Consider the following 23,021-nt stretch of genomic DNA (forward strand, 5'->3'; position numbering starts at 1 on the left):
TGCTATATTTTCTTGCCTGCCCATTTTCCGCTTTTCATGTACATGAAACCGAGAATGAGCAGGATGCTCCAGTAGGCGTGTTCCGTGGTCCAACAGATGGCGACATCCGCTTGGAGATAGAACACGATGTAGATGATGTAGAGAACGTAGAACGTGAGCGTACCGAACTCCATAAATAGAGCCATACGTGTGTTTCCTGTTCCCGACACGGCGTTGAAAAGAATACTGCCGGGGGTGGAAAGAAGAACCGCACTCATCATCACGAAAAGGGAAGGGATCGTGGCTCGAATGAGTTGGGGATCATCGGTGTATATTCTTAAAAATGTGGCGGGAGCCAGTAGTATGATGATGCCGATCGGGATGACAAAGAGATAGCACATCTTGATTGTTTTGAGACAAGTACTCCAGACCTGGGAGGTGGCCTGCGCGCCGATCAGGTTACTCACAAGCGAGCTGGTCGTGGCAGCGAAGGCGGAAACTGGCATGAAGAAGAACATGGCGGCACTGCGCACGATGTTGGACACTGCCAGTGGGCGTTCACCGAGGTGTTCCACGGCAATAAAGAACAGAAACCAAGTGGCCATGGCCAGAAAGGACTGGATCATGGTCCAAATGGAGATGTTGAGTATGCCCGACAATAATTTCGGGTTGAAACTTGACAGGTTGAAAAGGGCGTATTTTTTCCAATCAACTTTTTTCCAAGTATATAGGATATAGAATATCATGGAAACGAGTTCTGCCACGGACGAGCCGATGGCAGCCCCGCTTATACCCAAGGCTGGGAACCCGAATTTACCGAAAATTAACAGGTAATTCAGCACGACATTGGTGCCGACCATGACAAGCGAATTGATCGTGAGTATGCGTGTCGTGGTGATTCCCACGAAGAAGGCCCGGAACATGACGGCGACAAACGAGAAGAAGAAACCGAATATTCGCCATTTCATGTAGTCGTTCGTGGCCACGTAGACTTGTTCCGAGTCAATGACCGAACGGAGAACCGAAGGCGTGTATATGCGGGAAACCGTGAACATGAGCGTGGCAAGTCCCACGAGGAAAAGTACCCCTTGTATAAAAATGGGGCCGATATCCTTGTAGTTGCCTTCTCCATTGCGTCGGCCGATGAGGATTTGAGCCCCGATGCTGAAACCGAAAGCGAGCATGTAGATTGCCATGTAGTACACGCCGGCTAAGGCTGATGCACCTAGTTCGACTTCTCCCACTCTGCCGAGAAATGCGGTATCGGTCATGTTAATCAAGTGTTCCATCAACAAACTGACCAGGATCGGGAAAGTGATCACCCATATTTGTTTGTGTGTAAATCTCATATTCGTTTTGTTTATCGGTTTGTTTTTTCGGGCCGCAAAGATACGTATTTTTATTGTTTTGTGGCTGTTCGATGGCAGATAAGGTGGAGAACGGGCTACATAAAGATGTCAGAGGTGTGGATTGTTGGTTGCAAACACGTTTCATTGATCGGCTTTAATTCGGACGGGGAACGTCTGTAACTGGTCTCTGCGGATGGTTCTCCCATCGATCTCGCCATCAAGTCGGGCGGGATTGTGAGTGTTATTCCGGAAAGTCCGTATGGTAGCCGTTCCGAGTATTTTATTGGGCGTGTATTTTAACGTTTCAAAGTTGAAATGAGGTGATTAATTGTTAGAAATATTAAATGAAATTGTTTACATTAGTCGCTCTTTTAATGTTCTTGTTTGTGTTAAATTTATATATTATGAAAGAAAGTTCTACAAGTATTAAGGCTTTACTGCCTGTGTTGTTTGGTTTTTTTATCATGGGATTCTGTGACGTGGTGGGGATTGCAACCAGTTACGTAAAAGCCGATTTCGGGTTAAGTGAAACTATTGCCGGATTCCTGCCTTCTATGGTATTTCTATGGTTTTTGTTACTGGCGGTCCCGGCGGCTATTTTTATGAACCGTATCGGTCGGAAGAAAACGGTGTTGGTGAGTATGCTGGTGACTATCGTGGGAATGATTATCCCTTTTATTGATTATAACTTGTACACGTGTCTGATTGCTTTCGCCTTGCTGGGAATCGGTAATACCATCTTGCAGGTGTCATTGAACCCTTTGCTGACGAACGTGGTGAAGGGAAACGTGCTGGCGAGTTCGTTGACCGCGGGGCAGGTGCTGAAGGCCGTTTCTTCTTTTTGTGGTCCGTTTATCGCGGCATTCGCGGCAACCATGTTGGGAAATTGGCAATACCTTTTCCCGATTTTTGCCTTGTTGACCTTGATTTCCATGGGTTGGTTGATGCTCGTGCATATTCGTGAGGAATCGCCGGAACAGTCGACCTCTTCGTGGGGAGCGACGTTCGGGTTGTTGAAGGATAGGACGATCCTGTTGCTTTTCTTGGGTATCGTGTTTGTCGTGGGCGTTGATGTCGGGATTAACACGGTGGCTCCGAAGTTATTGATCGAGCGTTGTGGGTTTGATGTTACGGGAGCGGGTGTCGGATCGAGTGTTTATTTTGCTTTCCGCACGATCGGGGCTTTCGTGGGAACTTTCCTGTTAGCACGGGTTTCCGGTAGCAAGTATTTCCGGGTGAACATTCTGGTAGCTATTACTGCCATGATCGTGTTGTTCTTCATGCCTGGGCAATACTCGATTTTGGTGTTGATCGCGTTGATCGGTTTCACGTGTTCCAGCATATTCTCCCTGATCTTCTCCATGGCCATTCAAGCCCGTCCGGAGAAAGCTAACGAGATTTCCGGTCTGATGGTGACAGGTATTTTCGGAGGTGCGGTAATCCCGCCATTGATGGGATATTGTACGGATTTGATCGGCACACAGGCCGGTTCACTTATCGTGATTCTCGGTTGTATGTGTTACTTGTTGTATTGCTCGGTGGGGATTAAAACCCGGAAGTGATTCTACATTCTCTTAAACTTTTAGTTTTTATCTTTTAACTTTTAGCTTATTATGTATCAGTTTGATAAAAGAATAGTGATGACGTTGGATGCCGGGGGAACGAATTTTGTATTCTCGGCTATCCGCTCTAATGAAGAGATCGTTGAACCGATTGTTTTACCTTCAAATGGCGATAATTTGGAGAAGTGCTTGGAGACGATGGTTACGGGTTTTTCTGCCATCAAATTGAAGTTGCCGGAAGACCCCGTGGCGATCAGTTTTGCATTTCCCGGGCCGGCAGATTACGTGAACGGGATTATCGGTGACTTGAAGAACTTACCGGCTTTTCAAGGGGGAGTGGCATTAGGTGCCTTTTTGAGAAATAAGTTTGGGATTCCGGTATTTATCAATAATGACGGGGACCTGTTCGCTTACGGGGAGGCATTGGCTGGAGCGTTGCCGGAAGTGAATCGTATGCTACGGGATGCGGGGAAAAATAAAATGTATAAAAATTTGATTGGCATTACGTTGGGGACCGGATTCGGTGGTGGGGTAGTTCGTGATGGGGAGCTTTTTCTGGGTGATAACGGTGCGGCTGCCGAAGTATGGGTGTTGCGGGATAAACGCCAGCCGATTTACGGGGTCGAGGAGGGAATTTCGATCCGGGCGATTAAGAGGGAATATGCCCGATTGTCTGGGGATACACGGCGGTTGACCCCGAAAGAGATTTTCGAGATTGCCGAGGGAAATCTCGAAGGGAATCCAGCGGCTGCCCGGGAAGCTTTTGATCATGCGGGAGAAGTGTTGGGAGAGGCTATTGCCTCGATGAATGCCGTGGTGGATGGAATTGTGGTGATTGGTGGAGGGATTATTGCTGCCCACAAATATTTGATGCCGGCCGTGATGCGGGAATTGAACGGAACTTTGGAAATGTACGAAGGGGCCCCGGCGGACCGGATGGAAATGAAGGCTTTTTTCCTGGATGATCCGGGAGATTGTGCGGCTTTCTTGGCTCCCACGTCCAGACGAATTGTCGTGCCTGGAACGACTGAAACGGTAGAATATGATCCCGTGAAAAGAATGGGGGTAATCACGACAAAGTTGGGAACAAGTAGGGCTATCGCTTTCGGAGCTTACGCTTTTGCTTTGAATGAGCTGGACAAATAGGAAAAGATAAAAGTTAAAAACTAAAAGATAAAAGTTGAGAGCTAAAAGCGTCGGCTTGTGTGGCTGGAATCTAAAATAATTAATCAGATTCAAAATTTAAAATCTAGAATCTAAAATTAACTAGGGATTATAACTCATTTTTTTTATTTTTAGAAGCTAAAAATTAATAGATCTAATAAATAAAGAAATATGAGTTCAAAATATGCACTAAATCCTCATGCTTTGGTCCGTTTTTTAGAAAAAGATGCTAAAGATTTTACCAAAGATGATATTATTCGTTATGTGACGGAAAATGAAATTGAGATGATCAATTTCAGGTATCCCGGTGCGGATGGACGATTAAAGACGTTAAATTTTATTATCAATAGTCTTGATCATCTGGATAATATACTGACGTGTGGTGAACGAGTGGATGGTTCCAGCCTGTTCCCATATATAGAGGCCGGATCAAGTGACTTGTACGTGTTACCCCGTTATCGTACGGCTTTCCTGAACCCGTTCAGCGAGATTCCCGCAGTTGATATTCTTTGTAGTTTTTACACGAAGGACGGGAAACCATTGGAAATGTCACCGGAGTACACGATGCGAAAGGCGCACGAGGTATTAAAGCAAGTGACGGGAATGGAATACGAGGTGATGGGGGAGTTAGAGTATTACGTGGTGAGTGAAAAGGACGATTTATTCTTGGCTTCCGATCAAAAAGGGTATCACGAGTCTACTCCTTTTAACAAGGGGCGGGATTTACGTGCGTTGGCCATGAAGTATATTGCCGGAACCGGAGGATTGATTAAATACGGACATTCCGAGGTGGGTAATTTCACGAAGGGAGATTTGATGTACGAACAGAACGAGATCGAATTTCTGCCCACGAAAATGGAAGATGCTGCTGATCAATTGATTATTGCCAAGTGGATTCTGAGGACGCTGGCTTACCAGTTTGGTGTAGATTTGACATTTGCCCCGAAGATCACGGTAGGCAAGGCCGGGAGCGGGTTGCATATTCATACCCGTTTGAAAAAAGGGGATAAGAATATGATGATCGAGAATGGCAAATTAACGGATAGTGCGCTGAAAGCTATTGCCGGGTATCTGGATCTGGCACCCTCGTTGACGGCTTTCGGGAACATAAATCCGATGTCATATTTCCGCTTGGTTCCCCACCAAGAGGCTCCCACGAATATTTGTTGGGGAGATCGTAATCGTTCGGTTTTGGTACGTGTACCGTTGGGATGGACGAGTGGTGCGGGAGATATGTTGCGTGATGCGAACCCGTTGGAAAAAGTGGAAGATCAGGATTTCAGTGGTAAACAAACCGTGGAATTCCGTTGTCCGGATGGTTCGGCCGATGTGTACCTGTTGATTGCGGGGTTGGCAGTTGCCGTGCGTCATGGATTTGAAATGAAGGATGCGTTGCAATACGCGAAGGAACGTTACGTGGATGTTAATATATTTGATGATGCGAACAAGGGGGTTGCTGATCGGTTAAGTCAGTTGCCGGCATCCTGTTATGATTCCGCGTTGTGTCTGGAAAAACAACGTGCTGATTTCGAAAAGTACGGGGTGTTTGCTCCCGGTCTGATTGATGGTTTAGTGGCCGGTTTGAAAAAGTTTGATGACAAAACGTTGCGTCAGGATTTAGGAAACGACGAGGTAAAAATAATGGAACTCGTGCAAAAATATTTCTATTGCGGATAAAAAGAAAGGTAATGGAAAATGGGCTATTTGATTTTATGATGTCGAATAGCTCATTTTTATTTAATCTGATAGTTTTTTCTATTCTTAGGAGGATATTTTTATCCTTTCATTCCTTTTTGAGGGGCTGGGAGCTTTTGTAGAGGAATCCTTTTTTCGCCTTCTTTTTTATAAATCGAATGTTTAATTGTGTAATAAGCTGATTCTAAGTATTTTTATGTCAGGATAACGATTTGTCTGATAAAATGTAAGAAGAAGGCAATTATCCTTTAGGCATTCATTAAACGATCATTTATTGATATACGTTCAAATGAGTTTAATTGTTTTTGGTGCTATAACTATAATTAATTGTTAATCAGTATTGTTATTAACAAATAATTATTTGTATTTATCATTATTATTATTTATTTTTGCATATTATTAAATGATCGTTCTTTGCTATTCCTAAAGAGGATGCAGGGGGATAAGAGGAACGAACGTGTATAACTAGGAATTAAATGAGTGTAAAGGTATTTTTATTGTTCTTTTCTCTCCTGTCTATCCCGGGAGTAGGAGCGACGAGATGTGTTCCCGTCGAAGAAGTATCGGATAGTGTACGTGTATTTCGTTTTGTTCCTTGTAGAGCAACGTTTTACGTGCATTTTGGATCCAATAATGTAGAGTTGGATAGTATTCTTTCTATGGCAAAAAGCTATCAGGAAGATATTGAGGCAGGGCGTATCATGTTGCAGTTGGATAGTTACAGTACATCTCTTTCAACTGATGAGGAAAATCTGAATTTAGCGTTACTTCGTGCTAACGAAGTGAAAAAAGCTATTGCTTGGCGTAGAAGGTTAACAGATCGTTGTTTTGTGGTGCATACACACCCCACGTTATTGGAAAATACACGTGAGGTCGTGACCGTGCGTTTACTGGTAAAAGTAGGAGAAAAGCAAGGAAAGAATGTTGCTTTATCCGAGGTTCAAGATCCTAAAAAGACTAAAGTTCGTGATCAAGAGAATTCATCTGTTTTGTCGGAGAATGATGTTGTCATGTTGCCTTTAGCCTCGGCGGAAGTATTACCTGTTGTGAAACTGTAGACTATTTGTCCGGTAGAATTCGAGTTTCTGGTTGTATTTTGATGATTTCCCGGTAAGGTATTGCTTATTATATTGTTATGGCGTGAGTCATGGTGATGCACAAGCAATATGTTACAGGGAAATTTCTGATTCTTGTTTATAATAAACCCTTTTACTGAGCTTGAAGGTTAATTGCTTCCCGTCATCATGGATGAAGGCCTCGTTCGTGAAACTCGTGAGGGGATTATTGGTGAATTGAATTTCGTTCTTGTTTAAAAGAAACCACTTTCCGGTAGCATTACGGGAGGAGTTTGCACTTAGATTATAAATACTGAACGTGTAGGTGTAGTCGGGATGTAATGAGAACGTGAACCGTTCTGTAGGCTTGATATTGTTGGGTACATAGGTTATGTAGTCTCCCGTGAGGTGTGTGCCACGTGGATTTGTTCCGGGGTGTAAGCCGATGATTTGAGTAACGGTAAGGCCGTTCATGGAAGTGTGTTCAACATCGTTCGCCGGGGAGAGGTGTCCGAGTAATTGAACGCTGACACCCTTCTCGCTAGGAAGCTTTAGCGCTAAATATTGTTCTGCCAATTGGGTTGCTATTTCCCCGTTATTGATGGTGAACGTGGAACCTGTGGCTTGATCTTTTAAGGTTGCTTTATCTGTTTGATACTGGTATTCTCCGGCGAAGTAATAATTATTGGTAATGGCAGGTGTTGCGGCAAACGTGCTGTCCGGTATGTTGGAAACTTTACCTTGAGTTTTGTCCTTACATCCATTGAGAAGTACCATGGGTAAAAGTAGCGTGATCAAAATCATTGTTTTCATATTCTCCTGTTTTTACCGTGTTAAACGGAAACGACAGAGGAATGTTCGGATTGGATGATTCTTACACGAGTTTCATTTTTTCAAGTAAGATGGATGCATTCATGTTTTGACTGATACCGGGTTTCAGTTTATAATCATAGGCAATGTCATCATCCGTGTGCGTGATCTCGAAACACCGGTTAAAGAAGTTGTCCGGTATCGTGTTGGCAAGTTCTCCGAGTTCGAGGTCATGCGTGGCAACAAGTCCGGCAACAGGTAACGTGAGTAATTTTTGAAGGAAACGACGGGAACCGTTCAACTTGTCCCGGGAGTTAGTTCCTTTTAGAATTTCATCCAAAATGATAAACAAACGTTCTTCGTGTTGTGCCATGTTGACAAGTTGTTGTAAACGGAGTAATTCGGCATGAAAATAAGAGGTTCCTTTCGCCAGGTTATCAACGGTGCGCATACTGGTAAAGAGGGCCATAGGCTGGAATTCAAAACTTTCAGCCCGAACGACAGCTCCGCAACAAGCAAGTACAAGATTCACCCCTATCGCACGTAGGAAGGTGGATTTCCCGGCCATGTTCGCTCCCGTGATGATATAGAATTCGTGTAACCGGGCTACTTCGAAATCATTGGTTACACATTCATTGGCGGGTAGGAGAGGGTGACCGATGGCTGTACCCCGTAAAAGTTGATTGTCTCCGGGAGTAGGATGGATAAAATCGGGGTGGTTGTACTTGTAGTTGGCCAGACTAACCAGAACGTCAAGTTCTCCCGTGATTTCTACCCAAGTCGGGATGGCCGCGGCATAACGGCGTTTCCAGGCAACAAGGCGCTGGATAAGGTGTAATTCCCGCATGAAAAGCCCGTTCATGAACATGGCAACCACCGCGTTAGAGCGCTGGTCGAAACTTTCCTGTATTTTATGCAGGGAACGCAGAGCCTCGTCCGCGTTGTATGTTTCGTTGAATAGTTGTTGACGCAATGCTTTTAATTTGACGGAAGAACAGGTAAATGTAGAAAAATGTCCGATCAGTTCGTGAAGGTTACTGAACGAACGGGTGAATTCATCCAGACGCATGTGAGTTCGCAATGTTTTTTGAGCCGGTAAATAGCTACAAAAAAGGGATACGCAGGAAAGGAATAATGGAATATTTAACGTGAGTATGGAGGCAATATACAATATCCAGGTAGAGACCGTCAGTATCGGAAGGATATACAGGAAAGGACGAGTCCAGCGTGGTAGCCCGACTTGTTCCCGCTGCCATTGTTCGATTTGTTGCATGGCCATGTGGGTAATGCGTTGGCTGTTGCCCTTGGCTCGGAAAACGTGACACCATTCCGGCTCGCGGGCAAATTCTTCGATGGCTTGTTGGCGCTCGATGATGGGTTGCCCGGATTTTAACGGGTAGAGCAACCATTCCCGCAATTTCTCCCTCCCGTGGGGCGTAACCGTACGGTTGACGGATTGGAAAAGGGAATCCTCCCCGAATATGTCAAGATCATGAGCGTAAGGGTGAGTCTGGTCTTTGTACTCCTCGCCTGTCGGGAGATTTATAAAGTTTCCGGCAAGATATTCCAGTTCCACATGGGAACATTCTTCAAGTTTGTGCAGGAATTGTATTTCTTTTAATAATTTGGTTTCGAATATATTCGTGATGATAAATAGTGCTATGGCAGCAATAAAAGCGATTAGATAAGGCGTGTACCCTGTGTTGGCGAAGGTATATATGAAATATATGGCTAACAGGAATAAGAAGACTTTTGTGAGGGTGATACCGTTACGCCGTTGTCTGTGTTTTTTTAAGAGGATCGTAAGGCGTGATATTTGTGCTTGATAGTATTCTTTTGGCTGCTGCATAGTATGAATGTTATTTATTGCAAATATAGTTTTTAACCTTGATATATTAAAGTGACGGGAGAAAAATGGTTTATCGTGAATTTTTTGTATAAAAATCATTGTAGAATTAAAAACAAAGGCTATATTTGCACCCGCAATCAGAAACAATAGAGGTTGTTTTTAAATCTGGTTCGGTAGTTCAGCTGGTTAGAATACATGCCTGTCACGCATGGGGTCGCGGGTTCGAGTCCCGTCCGAACCGCAGAGATGCCTGTTAGTCGATCGATTAACAGGCATCTCTCTTTTTATTGTGTTGCCTCTTCAATATACTCATTTGGTCGATTGTGGATAGTGTATCTGCCCGATATGTGCTTTAAAAAGAATGGAAATAAAAAAAGAGTTCCGAATATTTACTCGAAACTCTTTTTCTTGGCGGTCTGGACGGGACTCGAACCCGCGACCCCATGCGTGACAGGCATGTATTCTAACCAGCTGAACTACCAGACCAAAGTGTTTTCAAAAAAGGCGGTTCGGACGGGACTCGAACCCGCGACCCCATGCGTGACAGGCATGTATTCTAACCAGCTGAACTACCGAACCTTTTTTGCATCGAACAACCGCTGTTGTTCTCAATTGCGGTGCAAAGATAGATAGTTTTTCTTATTATGCAATATTTCTAGATCGAAAAAATGGAAAAAATTGCGTTTTTCTTACGAAGAAAAATATTCTTGAGCGCCCGAAAACAAAGGGATGCGGATGATTTGTATTGAGGATGAACGGGTTATTAATAAAAGTAATAAAGTGTAGGCTAAAATTTCAATTAACAGTTTTGGAGTTTAAATTTTTCCTTATATTTGTGCCACATAATAGTTGTCAAATTTAATTTAACTTATAAGATAATGAACGTACCTGCAGAATTAAAGTACACTAAAGAACACGAATGGATTCGTGTTGAGGGTGAGGAAGCATATGTTGGTATCACTGACTATGCACAAAGTCAATTAGGTGACATCGTGTTTGTTGAGGTTGAGACCGAAGGTGACAACCTGGAGGCTGGAGATACTTTCGGTAGTATCGAGGCTGTAAAGACTGTTTCTGATTTGTATATGCCGATTTCCGGAGAGGTATTGGAATTCAACTCAGAACTGGAAGATCAACCTGACTTGGTAAACAAAGATCCTTATGGAAAAGGTTGGATTATCAAGGTAAAAGTTGAAGACGAAGCACAATTAGACGGATTGTTAAGCGCTGACGCTTACAAGGCATCTATCTAATTTTATTGATAAAGGGGACTGTACGTGTTATCTCGATAAGGGGTAACGGATACAGTCCCTTTATTTTATTTCATGGTTGCAAAATTGAATGATCGTCATTTTCAATTTTCAATTTTCAATTCTCAATTGTTATGACATTAATAAAATCTATATCCGGTATCCGGGGAACTGTCGGTGGACGTCCGGGTGATAACCTAACTCCCTTGGATATTGTTAAATTTGTTTCGGCTTACGCTACTTGGTTGAAGACCGGGGCCGGGAAAACAAGAGCTAAAATCGTGTTAGGTCGGGATGCCCGTATTTCCGGGGAGATGTATGCTAAATTAGTGGAGGCTACTTTGTCCGGTCTGGGGCATGACGTGGTGAATATCGGTTTGGCAACTACCCCAACCACGGAGATTGCCGTTACCGCAGAACAGGCTGACGGAGGAATTATCCTAACGGCCAGCCATAACCCGAAACAGTGGAATGCTCTAAAATTATTAAATAACCGGGGAGAATTCCTTTCTGCAGAGGACGGGGCAAAAGTACTTCAGATGGCAGAACAGGAGTCGTTTGAATATGCAGAAGTGGATGAATTGGGTTCGATTACCCACAAGGATTACACGGATTACCATATTCAGCACGTGTTGGATCTAAAACTCGTGAACCGGGAGGCTATTGCCAAGGCAAATTTGAAAGTTGTCGTGGATGCGGTGAATTCCGTGGGAGGAACCGTGATTCCCGCTTTGCTGAAAGCTTTAGGTGTAAGAGAGGTTGTCGAGTTGAATTGCGAGCCCACGGGACGCTTTGCTCATAACCCGGAACCCATTCCGGAGAACCTGACCCAGATTTCAGAGAAGATCAAGGAGTGTGGGGCAGACTTGGGTATCGTGGTTGACCCGGATGTTGACCGTCTGGCATTAGTTTGCGAGAACGGGGAGATGTTCGTGGAAGAGTACACGCTGGTAGCGGTTGCCGACTACGTGTTGAAACATACACCGGGAAATACCGTTTCTAATCTTTCTTCTTCTCGTGCTTTGCGGGACGTAACGTTGGCTCACGGACAACAATATAATGCTGCGGCCGTGGGAGAGGTGAACGTGGTGACCAAGATGAAAGAGACCAATACGGTGATTGGCGGTGAAGGAAACGGTGGAGTCATCTATCCGGAAAGCCATTACGGGCGTGATGCCTTGGTAGGTGTCGGTTTGTTCCTTTCTCATTTCGTGGCAGAAGGAAAGAGTATGACCGCTTTAAAGGCAACTTACCCGCAATATTTTATCTCGAAGAATAAGTTAACACTTTCTCCCGATATGGATGTCGATAAGATATTGGAGGGATTGAAAAAGAAATATGCCTCGGAAGAAATTACCGATATTGATGGTGTGAAAATTGATTTCAAGGACGGGTGGGTACACCTGCGAAAATCCAACACCGAACCGATTATCCGGATTTATTCTGAATCAAAAGACGAGTCTGCTGCCAATCAATTGGCGGAAGATGTTATAAAAGTAGCGAAGAGCTTGTATTGATGGATAAAAAAGGAGCCTCGCAAAAGGCTCCTTTTTCGTTCTATTCTTTTCTCTTGAATTATAGTGTGATACCATGTTTTGCAAATGTTTCTAATAAATGATCACACTTCTTCTTAATCGGTGGATAATTTGTGTAAAGCGGGTTTGTATATAATTCCTCTCTTGTTTGTGTAAATATAAATTCTAAGAAAGAATAAAAATCATCGTCTTTGTCTGGTGCTGTCCAATAAAATGGTTCCCAGAAATACCAGTATGTGCCGTATTCTAAGAAACCTAATTGGTACAAGTCTTTTTCTTGATACCATCTATTCTTGCTGGAATAAGGATCTGTAACACCTTCTTGTGCAGATTGTTCTGATATAAGAGAATAGGCTCCGAATGTATTGATGATATTTTCATGATCTATTTTAGCGATAACATCATCTAGAGGGTTCATCAAAAATTGAATGAATGTTCGATTTATTGCAAGTTTCAATCTTTTCCTGTATTGAGGATTTTTTATTCGTTGGGCAAAATCTTTATCCACGTGGGGGAGAGTGATATGGTCAACACCTCTTACCATGTATCCTCTTTGAAAATCCAACCCTCCATCACTGATTGTATCCCAAAGTGGGACGTAGTTGTCTTGCGTGTATAGCATACCTGCCATCAGGATTTTAGATGGGAATAGATGTTTCTTAACTTCATCCGTATATAAATCAAAAAAATCCTCTTTTAAGAATTGTACAGCAGCACGAATTCCTTCTTCATCTGCTTCTTCACGAACATCATATTTTGCGTTAGACGTGAATTGGTAATTTATATCTGGATTGGAAAACTTATATAATACGTAAGTTCCATATTTATTATTCCATTCTACAATTTGATCATCAAAATCATGATTTCCTTGGGGAAGATCGAATCGATTTTCTTTTTTCTCGGAGATTACTACATCGTCTTCGTCATTACAAGAAAAGAGAAACAATGCACACAGTGCTAATATGTATAGATTTATTTTTTTCATAACTATCTATTTTAATTTAGAGCTGGATTACTTTCTTTATGTACCTGCATGATGGGTAATACCCATTTGGGGGTAGCTGTTCCAATTTCTACCGTGTATTCATCTCCGGTATTTGGAGATTCGTCAATATCGTGAGAAAAGGATTGCATTCCGTAACGTCGTAAATCGAACCAGCGATTTCCTTCAAAGCATAATTCCCGTCGACGTTCTGCCTTACACTCTTCGATAAGTTTGTCAGCATTGTGATTGAACGTACTGCTTGTCCAGGTTTGTGACGAATAGTTCTTGATACGTTTTTCTCTTAATGTATTCAAGTCGGAGATTGCCTTGTCCAAATATTCGCTCTGTCCTTCTTTAGCCATATGTGCGTAGGCTTCCGCTCTGTTTAAATAAGCTTCACTTAGACGTAAACATGCTCCGAATTCGAGATCGGTAGCGAATTTAGATGATTTTTCTCGCCCATTACGAGGACTAAGATAGCTTTTTAAGCGTTGATCGTCATTAGCGTAGCTATTTAATAATTCGTCTGATGCCATAAAACAATCAGAGCTGTAAATTGATTGTACCATACAATGTTCTGAATCTTCTGCATAAAAGAATAAGATTTCCGGATTATCCAGGGTAAATGGATGAGGAAAATCTAGACCATCTGTATTTGCCGGATAAGTTACTGTTGTAATATCAAAAAGGTAAAGATTTCCTCCCGGAATGGAAAATATCGCGTTAGCATGTTCAGCAGCTTTTTCCCAATTTTCCATGAAAAGGTAGTAACGGCTTGCTAATAAATGTGCTGTTCGGGTTCCGACACGAAATTTGGTTCCAACGGAACTAACTTCTGTCAATAGGTTAATACCCTTTTCAATATCATTAATAATGCTATTGTATACTTCAGCAACCGTACTACGTGAAACTGAATTTTGGTTAATAGCACTACTTAATTTTAACGGAATTCCGGCAGATTGTCCTTGAGGTGCATTAGGAGTATTATATGGGTAAGCGTAAAGATTTATGAGGTTAAAATAATAAAATGAACGTAATACAAGAGCTTCCCCCTCGACCCTTTTTTTCATGTTCTCCTCTCCATCAACCTCATTAATCATGTCAATAACGACATTACAACCGGCAATCATTTTGTAAAAGGTTGCGTATGAATCTACTTCAATGGATGTAATGCCGCTAGTTGGGTTGGGGAGATTGTTGAAATCTTCAAACATCTTTTCATTGCTTTCGGCAGAACGTCCACCCCATAAATATAAAGGGCTGTATTTCGTAACAATAGGATTTGCGTTACTGGATGTGATGTATTGGGTTACGTCATCATCTAGTAAATCCAGATATGGCATTAAGGAGAGATCTCGTCGGGGATATCCTTCGTATGCCAATAATTGATCCAAATCTTCTATTGTTGAGGGAATAACTTCGTCTTGTGATGACTCTTTAAGAAAGTCACTACAAGAGCATAGACTGATTGTAGCTAAGAGTATAATGCTTTTCTGTATAATATTTTTCATGGTAATTGAATTTTAAAATTTAGAAACCAAGACTTATACTTAACGAGAATTTGCGTTGGCGATCAACGACCGGAATGATTGTTGTTGCATCTGTACTCAAGGTCTCAGGGTCTTGTTTGCCAAGTCCTTTACTCTTGATGACAAAGGGGTCTGTAACAGTTAATGCAAATGTCAAGTTGGAAAGTCTTATCTGATCCAGAATATCTCGGGGTAAGGCATATGTTAGACAAATGTTGTTACACCTCAAGTGATTAGCTTTGACAACTCGTAGATCTGATAAATTATACATCTGGTAACGGTAGATTTCCCCGTTATTACTTAAACTAAGTGAATTGTCCGGAAGATAATTTGCCAGATTCTCGTCAGAAGATAATATTGCCGGTATATTCGTGTATTTTTCATCACCCGGTTGTCTCCACCGTTTATTGAGTTCTTTACTTGCATTTTTCTCTGGGTCGGGAATACGTAATTGTCCGATACCTCCACTTGTTGCTTGGCTTCTCATGAAAGGGTTCAGGCGTTTGTGATGTCCTAATTGGAAATTGAAGGATGCTGATAACGTGAATTGTTTGTATCTGAAAGACGTGGATAACCCTCCGCTAAATACAGGATCTTTGACACCACTGTATATCATGTAGTCGAGTAGTGTTCCCGATTCAACCCTTGTTTTAGTTCCGGGAGTTTGGTCTATAATGGCGAATTTAGGTACACCTTGATCAGACAAGCCAATATACGGGAATGACCAGAAACTATTCAAAGCAAAACCATCAATAATGACACTTCCATTTGTAATTTTTTCGAGGGTTGCATTGTCTTCGTTATCTTTTACCTCGTTACGGTTAAAGCCGGAAGTTGCGTTGATACTCCATCTCATATCCTTCGTTTGTATGGGGATAACAGTCAATGAAACATCGTAACCCTTATTAATGATAGAGCCGTTGTTGATTGCCATGTTGGGAGTTCCGTTTTCTATCGGAATGTTTACGTATGTGATTGCATCTACTGTTTTTTTGTAATAAAAATCAATACTTCCGTATATCCGGTCGTTTAGTATGGAAAGTTCAATCCCTCCGTTAAAGCTTTTGGTTTTTTCCCATTTTAAATCTTTATTCGGGAGATTTTTAATAGATAGAAATTGATCTCCGGTTAATATGTCCGGTGCAATATTGAAATTTGTAATTAAGTAAGGACTAATATCCGGAGCTTTCCCTTGAGAACCGTAGGATGCTTTCAAGGTCAAGTTGGATAACCAACCGAACTGACGCATGAAATTTTCTTCGCTTACATTCCATCTGACTCCGGCTGATAGCACGGGGTTAAAACGATTATTGGTGTTTTGTCCGAATTTATTGGATGCGTCTTGTCTAAAACTAAAAGATAACGTGTACTTGCTTGCATAAGAATAGCCTAATGTGGCGTAAAAAGACATATAATTTTCAATTTGGTCTGTAAGTGTAGTCGAATGACGATCATTATATGCCGGAACGTTAGCGGTTTCCCTGTAATTACAGTCTTTATAAATACTTAGAACGTAATATTTGTTTGCTTGTTGACTATAATTATAATCCACGCTTTTGCCTCGATTGGGCATATATCCATATTCAACTCCACTTTGGCCGATGTAGCTATTTCCCCTGACCTCATGACCTAATGCTACATTAAGAGCATGGTCACCTTCTCTATCAAGAAGTTTTCCATAGTTAAGTTGATTACGAACCGTGTAGCTTTGTTGGTTAGTTGAATTGTAGTTTAAAATCCCGCCATAAGGTAACACGGATGCCAAGGTTAACCATGAATCGGATTCTCCGGTTACAAGCTCTCCATAATTGGCTCCTCGGATTTTTGAAACTGCATAAGAATGGTCATCTGCCCAAACATTAGCTTCTGAACTATTTCTTGTAAATGCGGTAGTTAATTCATATTTGATTTCTGGTGTAATATTCCAGATCAAATTACCTGTGATTTGGAATTTAGTATTCTTATTCTCGTTTCCGGTATGTTCGAGTTCATTTAAGAAATTATAGCGAATATCTCTTTGGATCGCGGAGCCATCATCTAATTGAAAATAGGCTTTTGCTTCATTAATGGAGTACCATTCGTCCGGTCCTAAAATTCTACTGGTATTCAGTGCATAATCTTCCGGGTTAACTCCCGTGTAGTAAGCGTTCGTCTCGGATTGACTGGCAGAGAATTGGAATTTAGTACGTAAATTATCCCGTAGTTTTGCATCCACGCTGAAATTTATCGTTTTATTACTTTGGTCATTACCTTTATAGCTGCTCAATGATTTATTGAAACCCACGGAACCATAGAAATTGAGTTTATCATTTCCACCGCTTAGACTTAATGAATAATTCTGACTGACGGCATTACGAGCGAGAAGTTTAAACCAGTCTGTGTTTTGTTTTTCCATACGGGTTACTTTCTCGTTGAATTCTTCCATGGAAATCTCTTTGTTTATCAATTGAAGATAAGCTCCTTCGTAGCCTACATTTTGAGGGAATTGGCTAAAAGGGACTCCGGATTCTACAATTTCTTTAGATAAAGCAATACGGTCAGCAGAATTCATCCGGTCTGTCTGTCCATACGTTCTTCTGGGCGTTAGGGAAATATCCGTTCTGAAGTTAACGTTAATTCTTCCGTTCGTGTTGGAGCCTCTTTTGGTCGTGATCACGATCACCCCGTTGGCAGCCTTTACCCCGTAAATAGCCGTGGCCGACGCATCCTTCAGGAACGTGATACTTTCAATGTCGTCCGGGTTAAGGCCGGAAATACTACTCCCGGAAATACTTGCCATCGAGCTACTGAGGTCTCCAGAACTAAGAATGTCATTTAACTGTGCTCCGGCAAAGGGGAGAGGGTCTTCTTGAATGATACCGTCAATAACCCATACCGGGGAGGCATTTCCGATCACCGTGGAAGTTCCGCGCACTCTCACTTGAGGGGACGTTCCGATCATTCCCGAGGGAATCGTGATGCTCACTCCGGGGACAACTCCTTGAAGGGCAGCATCAATACTGGTTACTCCGGCAACACGTATATCATCGCCTTTCACCGTGAATGTCGAGCCGACAACTTCATGTTTTTTTAACGTTTGATACCCGGTAACGACTACTTCTTCCAAGGCTTTGGTATCTTCTTTCAAGGTGATTTTGTAAGGAACCTGTTTGGCATTTACAACTACTTCCTGTGATTTCATGCCCACGAACGAGAAGATAAGCGTGCTACCTTCCGATACCGTGATGGTAAATTTTCCGTCATTGTCGGAAAGAACTCCCACGCCTTTTTGTCCTTTCACGGTAACGGTAACAGAGGGGAGCGTGATTCCGGTTTCGTCATATATTGTTCCCGTTACTTTTATTTCTTTATTCTGTGCGAACACGTTGTTCGACAAGGCGAACAACAGGATAAATAATATCCGGGTTACGGATGGTTTTATATATGTGAGTTTCATTTGAACTTTCGTTTAAATTAATAAAGGTATTTGGGTGAAGCCTTAACTTCCAAAGTAATGTATCCGTCCTTACCGGGTACTAATTCTTTGACACGGAAAACAGCTTTGTTCGTATCATAGAGGTCTCTGTCAGGCCATTGACTAAATCTTTGTAAGTTAATGACATAAATACCTTCCCATGTCGGGTGTGTACTTTCTACTATGCTGACTCCACGCGTAATGTCCGTCGTGTATTTATATACATCGATGTAAGTTTCAGATGCTGAGATTGTAGATTGAATAAATCCAAATTTGTTTTGTGCGTAACCTCCTTCTGTAATGGCATCATTTAAGGTCGGGATTCTATAAGGAGCCATAAGGTCATATCTATTCATGATGAAGGCCCAACTGGTGGAAGAATTGTACGTCCCGAGTAAGGGATATAAGCGTTGCTCACGATAGTACGTTTCCACTTCATCTTCTTCTCCATAGAAATAGCACAATTCGATCTCCATAAGTTCTTCCATGCTCATTTGTTGAACTTGTTCTAGGGTGAAAACCTCTCCGGTACAAAATTTAAGAAAATGGCCATGTTCCGTGTTGCCTTGCGCCCCTAAGGTGACTGTATAGGATTTTAATTCATCGGCAACCAAGATAGTAATGGTTTTATTAATCAACTGTTTCGGTTGGTTATTGTCTTTACACACCACTTGAAAATTGTACGTTTGGTAATGTGATCCCTCTTCCGGCAGGTAATCATTTGCCCGAAACGAATAAGAATACTGGCTCTTGTTGTGTAACTCGGTCGAATCCATCGTCAGCGGGAAACCTTTTAAATATGTTCCGGCATTATCCTTGACGTACACTTCTTGGATGAATCCTTGATTCGCGATAAAGTCGATGTCAATTTTGATCTCTTCTCCGGGGGCGATAACAATTGAATCTTTTTCCGCCCCGTTTAATTTCACAACGAGACTCGGGCGAGGGGGTAGCTCGTGGAGTTCTTTGACGCATCCTTGGCAGAATGTCAAGAAGAGGCAAATGATTAACAGATAGTTTCTTGTTCTCATAAAATTGGTTTTAAGGTTTAATGATTGGTCTGATAATTTTTCTGTCATTAAATTGATTTTGGTTTATATTATTGTTTAAAAAATAAATTCTGCACTGATTGAATAATTCTGTTGTCGTTTCATCGTCGGGGTGTACGAATCTGCATTCATGCTCATCACTTCGGGATCTTGATCTCCCAAACGACGATTCTTGATGATAAACGGGTTAGTTACCGTTATACCCAAGTTTATTTCTGTGATACGAGGAATTCTCGTTTGATAATTTAACGAGATCCGGTTGCAGCGTAAATGACTGGCGGACACCACCCGCTCCGTACTCCGGTTATATAGTGAATAACGATACACGGCGCCATAATTTCCAAGACTCAACGAATTGTCCGGTAAATACTGGGATACATCTTCATCCCGAGTGGATAGTGCGGGAATACGAGTGTGTGTTTCGTCTCCCGGCTGTTGCCAGCGGGTCAATAGTTCCGTGGAGGCGTTCATGTCGGCTCCCGGAATGGACAACATTCCATTATTGGAACTTGTGATAAACGGGTTAAGACGCTTGTAGTGTCCCAGTTGATAATTGAACATGGCGTTCAGCGTGAAACGTTTATAACGTACGGTTGTACTGATACCACCTGAAACACGGGGTTCACTATCCCCGCTGTACACGAGGTAATCGAGCAAAGAACCGGACACCTTCTGCATTTCGCCCCCGACTTGATCCATGACGGCAAATAGCGGGGCCCCGTTTTTAGGCGATAGCCCGATGAAGGGAATCGACCAGAAACCTGATACCGGAAACCCGTCCAGTGCGGCGTTCCCGTTCGTGAAACGCTCTAAGGCAGGCTCATCCGTGTAGCTCCTTTTTAAAATGTCTTTCATATAGGCAGCCGTGAAATTGACTGTCCAACTCCAAGCACGTGTGGAGAGTGGCGATAACTTGACCTGTAATTCATATCCCTCGCTATCGATGGCACCGCTGTTAATGTACATTTTGCGGAACCCGTTCTCAATCGGGATCTCTTTTTCCACCACGATGTCAGAGGTCTCTTTCTTGTAATAATCGAATGAAATCTCCATGTTATTCTGAAATAGCGATAAATCAATCCCGACATTCCAAGATAATGTCTTTTCCCATTTCAAATTTGGATTGGGAAGTTGTTCCAATTGCAGGTAACTCTCGTTTGTGATCGGGTCACTTGGCACGTGACTGACAAGTGTTTTCGGTGACACGTTGGCTACCACGTTTCCCTGTTTTCCATAAGAAACCCGTAACGTGCTTGCGTTCAACCACGGTTTGGCCGGGTACCACTTTTCTTGGTGCATATCCCAGCGAACACCGGTGGACCAGACGGGATAGAAACGATTGTTCGTGTGTTCTCCGAAACGGTTGGATGCGTCGTTTCTGACATTGATACAGATCGTGTAACGACTGTCGTACGTGTAACCAATCGTGCCATACTCGGAGAACGTGTTTTCCACCCGGTCAACGAGCTTCATATCATGCTCGGTTTGGGATATATCGGATGATTCGACAAGTCCAATTCCGGGGAATTGCTCCTGTACTTGTTGAAACTTATCTGACGTGGAACGGTAATCGTGTAATAATGTATTCCTTTTCCCTCGCACGTAACCCCATTCAATCCCTTGTTTCCCGTCGTATTTATTTTTCCGGGTTTCTACACCGAGTGTGGCGGTTACCGAATGGAATGTTTCTTCTCCCCATGTTTTCCGAAAATTGATTTGCCCCTTCACGGTAAGAGAACGGCGGGTGTTTCGTGTATAATCCAATATACCGCCTGTTGGGAGTGGGCTGATGTATTCCATGAGATTCTGTATCTCTTCGGAAAGGGTGGCGTTATAGTCGCATCCCCGGAGTTGGGCGACATTCCAAGATTGTGCGTCTGCCCACAACTGGCTGTCGTTCGTCCCTTGCGAATACGCAGGTGTAACCGATATATTCAGATAAGGCAATAGATTCCATGTGAATTGTGCATTTAGATTAACTTCTGAAGTTTTATTATCGTTTCCCGTGTGTCGTAATTCATGTAGCATGTTGAAGTGAACACGATTTCTGACGGATTGATATGTTCCGTTTTTTCGATATGATAGTAAAGTAGCCTTACCTTTCGCGTAAAACTGATCGCTGGTAATCGTGCGACTGGTTGTCAGGGCATATTGTTCCGGGTTAATTCCCGTGTAATAGCCGGAAGTTGTGATGTGATACCCGGAGAGGTTTACTGCGATTTTAAATTTCGGGGACGAGTTGTAATTAAAATTCAACATCCCGGTAAAGGTTTCCCGGTCATTCCCGACGTACGCGCTGTTTTCCTTCCGGTACCCGAAAGATGAGTAGTAAGCCATCCCGTCCTTCCCCGAGTTGAAACTGACGTGGTAATTCTGGCTGATGGCAGTTCTGCCTAGTGCTTTAAACCAGTCGGTGTTTGTTTGCTCCAGTCGGGTAACTTCCTCGTTAAATTTAGTGTAAGAAATCTCTTTATTGATCATTTTCAAGTAGGCGGCCTCGTACCCGATTTCTTCCGGGAAACTGGGTATGGGGATGCCTGCCTCGATCATTTCTTTTGACAATTCGACCCGTTGTGCCGAGTTCATTACCTTGGCATTGTGATATGTGGGTACCGGGCTAAACGTGATGTCACTTCGGAATCTCACGCCCGGTCGAGTGGAATGGCCTTGTTTCGTGGTGATGACAATCACCCCGTTGGAGGCCCGGATCCCGTAGATGGCCGTGGCAGAAACATCCTTTAACAGTGTGATGCTGGCAATGTCATCCACGTTTATTCCCGACAAGTTGTTGCCCATGATGCTGGAACGTGCCGAGTTGCTGAGATCGTTCTCATTTAACAGGTCGTAAAGTGTATTCCGGTCAAAAGGCCAGATGTTTTCCCGGATGATTCCGTCCACTACGATCAGTGGTTCCGGGTTACCGATAATCGTTGAGGTTCCCCTCACTTTCATGCGTCCCGTGGACCCGATGTTTCCGGAAGGGATCATGATTTCCAATCCGTTCAATGCTCCTTGGAAGGCGGCCTCCAAGGAGGTTGCTCCCGGAGTGCGAATGTCTTTGGCGTTGACCGTGGAAGTCGCCCCGGTCATTTCGTTTTTGGCGATGACTTGGTAACCGTTCACGATGACATCTTCTACCTCTGAAACATCCGTCAGTAGGGTAATTGTGTATGAATTATCTTGTGTGATCGGGGTGTAGCAGGTCTTTTTTCCCACGTAACTCGTGATGAGTATCGTGTTTTCTCCTTCCGGAATCCGGATTGAGAATTGTCCGTTTTTGTCTGAAATGGTACCTCGGCTACTTCCTTTTACTAGAATGGTGGCCGAGGGGAGTATGATTCCGTCTTCGTCTCGGATGACTCCTTTTATGGTGCGCATCGCGGGAAGGGGAACCGTGTTTTTTTTCGTGATAATGATGGTTTGATTATAGATGTGGAAATCTAACGGGAGTCCTTGCAGGCAGAAGGCCAGGACTTCCTGCAATTCCGTTTCGTCAAAATGAACGGATTGGCGGCTGTCGATTTCTTTTACATCTTTCATCTGGTACATCATGTCATATTTGGTCTTTTTCTTGATCTTTTTCAACACCTCTTCCAGCGTGGCGTTATTCATGTGAATGCTGATTTTTTGAGCCCATGCTTCCCTTGAAGTCCCTAACAGGACCACAAAAATTGTCAAGAGAATGAATTTTCTAGCACCCATCACCATCGTTTATTAGGAAAACACTAAATTATTTCATAGCTTTGTAATGGTTTT

The 23,021-nt window shown here is 42.9% G+C and carries 14 protein-coding genes and 3 tRNA genes; 7 read left to right on the forward strand and 10 right to left on the reverse strand.

Features of this window, described 5'->3' with window-relative positions:
• Positions 1-2 precede the first annotated feature (2 nt).
• On the reverse strand, positions 3-1,328 hold the full coding sequence (locus AB5542_RS12180) for an MATE family efflux transporter (protein WP_087422219.1): 1,326 nt from the start codon (positions 1,326-1,328) through the stop codon (positions 3-5).
• A 404-nt stretch (positions 1,329-1,732) separates the two neighbouring features.
• Between AB5542_RS12180 and AB5542_RS12185 the strand changes: the two genes are divergently transcribed.
• The 4 genes from AB5542_RS12185 to AB5542_RS12200 all read left to right on the forward strand — a co-directional run bounded on the left by AB5542_RS12185 (position 1,733) and on the right by AB5542_RS12200 (position 6,807).
• Positions 1,733-2,890, forward strand: a complete 1,158-nt coding sequence (locus AB5542_RS12185) for an MFS transporter (protein ID WP_279039185.1) — start codon at positions 1,733-1,735, stop codon at positions 2,888-2,890.
• A gap of 51 nt (positions 2,891-2,941) precedes the next feature.
• Positions 2,942-4,036 (forward strand): ROK family protein, encoded by a 1,095-nt coding sequence (locus AB5542_RS12190; protein WP_189021511.1) that lies wholly within the window; start codon positions 2,942-2,944, stop codon positions 4,034-4,036.
• Positions 4,037-4,225: 189 nt separating this feature from the next.
• Positions 4,226-5,731, forward strand: coding sequence for a glutamine synthetase family protein (locus tag AB5542_RS12195; RefSeq protein ID WP_279039189.1), 1,506 nt, complete (start codon positions 4,226-4,228; stop codon positions 5,729-5,731).
• Between the two features lie 494 nt (positions 5,732-6,225).
• A complete protein-coding gene (locus AB5542_RS12200) occupies positions 6,226-6,807 on the forward strand; it encodes a hypothetical protein (RefSeq protein ID WP_279039191.1) in 582 nt (193 codons plus the stop codon).
• A 111-nt stretch (positions 6,808-6,918) separates the two neighbouring features.
• Here the strand turns inward: AB5542_RS12200 and AB5542_RS12205 are convergent, their stop codons facing one another.
• Together AB5542_RS12205 and AB5542_RS12210 are read right to left on the reverse strand one after the other, a co-directional pair.
• Positions 6,919-7,617, reverse strand: coding sequence for a hypothetical protein (locus AB5542_RS12205; protein WP_270543636.1), 699 nt, complete (start codon positions 7,615-7,617; stop codon positions 6,919-6,921).
• A gap of 61 nt (positions 7,618-7,678) precedes the next feature.
• A complete protein-coding gene (locus tag AB5542_RS12210; RefSeq protein WP_279039194.1) occupies positions 7,679-9,463 on the reverse strand; it encodes a MutS-related protein in 1,785 nt (594 codons plus the stop codon).
• A gap of 167 nt (positions 9,464-9,630) precedes the next feature.
• Here AB5542_RS12210 and AB5542_RS12215 point away from each other — a divergent pair.
• Positions 9,631-9,704: transfer RNA gene (locus AB5542_RS12215), tRNA-Asp, on the forward strand.
• A gap of 168 nt (positions 9,705-9,872) precedes the next feature.
• Here AB5542_RS12215 and AB5542_RS12220 read toward each other — a convergent pair.
• Positions 9,873-9,949, reverse strand: a tRNA-Asp gene (locus AB5542_RS12220).
• 19 nt (positions 9,950-9,968) lie between these two features.
• Positions 9,969-10,042 (reverse strand) — tRNA-Asp (locus tag AB5542_RS12225).
• Between the two features lie 299 nt (positions 10,043-10,341).
• On the opposite strand from AB5542_RS12225, the gene gcvH reads away from it, so the two are divergent.
• Together gcvH and glmM are read left to right on the forward strand one after the other, a co-directional pair.
• Entirely contained in the window at positions 10,342-10,716 is a 375-nt protein-coding gene (gene gcvH / locus AB5542_RS12230; protein ID WP_087422705.1) for a glycine cleavage system protein GcvH, read from the forward strand.
• A 131-nt stretch (positions 10,717-10,847) separates the two neighbouring features.
• The gene (glmM, locus tag AB5542_RS12235; protein ID WP_118302029.1) at positions 10,848-12,230 is read left to right on the forward strand and encodes a phosphoglucosamine mutase; all 1,383 of its coding nucleotides are present in this window, start codon (positions 10,848-10,850) and stop codon (positions 12,228-12,230) included.
• Positions 12,231-12,288: 58 nt separating this feature from the next.
• On the opposite strand, the gene AB5542_RS12240 is transcribed toward glmM, so the two are convergent.
• The 5 genes from AB5542_RS12240 to AB5542_RS12260 form a co-directional block, all read right to left on the reverse strand.
• Entirely contained in the window at positions 12,289-13,233 is a 945-nt protein-coding gene (locus AB5542_RS12240) for a hypothetical protein (RefSeq protein WP_118302030.1), read from the reverse strand.
• A gap of 11 nt (positions 13,234-13,244) precedes the next feature.
• A complete protein-coding gene (locus tag AB5542_RS12245; protein WP_118302031.1) occupies positions 13,245-14,744 on the reverse strand; it encodes a RagB/SusD family nutrient uptake outer membrane protein in 1,500 nt (499 codons plus the stop codon).
• 19 nt (positions 14,745-14,763) lie between these two features.
• Positions 14,764-18,198, reverse strand: coding sequence for a SusC/RagA family TonB-linked outer membrane protein (locus AB5542_RS12250; RefSeq protein ID WP_279040715.1), 3,435 nt, complete (start codon positions 18,196-18,198; stop codon positions 14,764-14,766).
• A gap of 17 nt (positions 18,199-18,215) precedes the next feature.
• Entirely contained in the window at positions 18,216-19,247 is a 1,032-nt protein-coding gene (locus AB5542_RS12255; RefSeq protein WP_279040714.1) for a hypothetical protein, read from the reverse strand.
• Positions 19,248-19,322: 75 nt separating this feature from the next.
• Entirely contained in the window at positions 19,323-22,967 is a 3,645-nt protein-coding gene (locus AB5542_RS12260; protein ID WP_279040712.1) for a SusC/RagA family TonB-linked outer membrane protein, read from the reverse strand.
• Positions 22,968-23,021 lie beyond the last annotated feature (54 nt).

Source organism: Butyricimonas sp. RTP31003st1_G1_RTP31003_210430, from assembly GCF_040920905.1.
Taxonomy (GTDB): domain Bacteria; phylum Bacteroidota; class Bacteroidia; order Bacteroidales; family Marinifilaceae; genus Butyricimonas; species Butyricimonas paravirosa.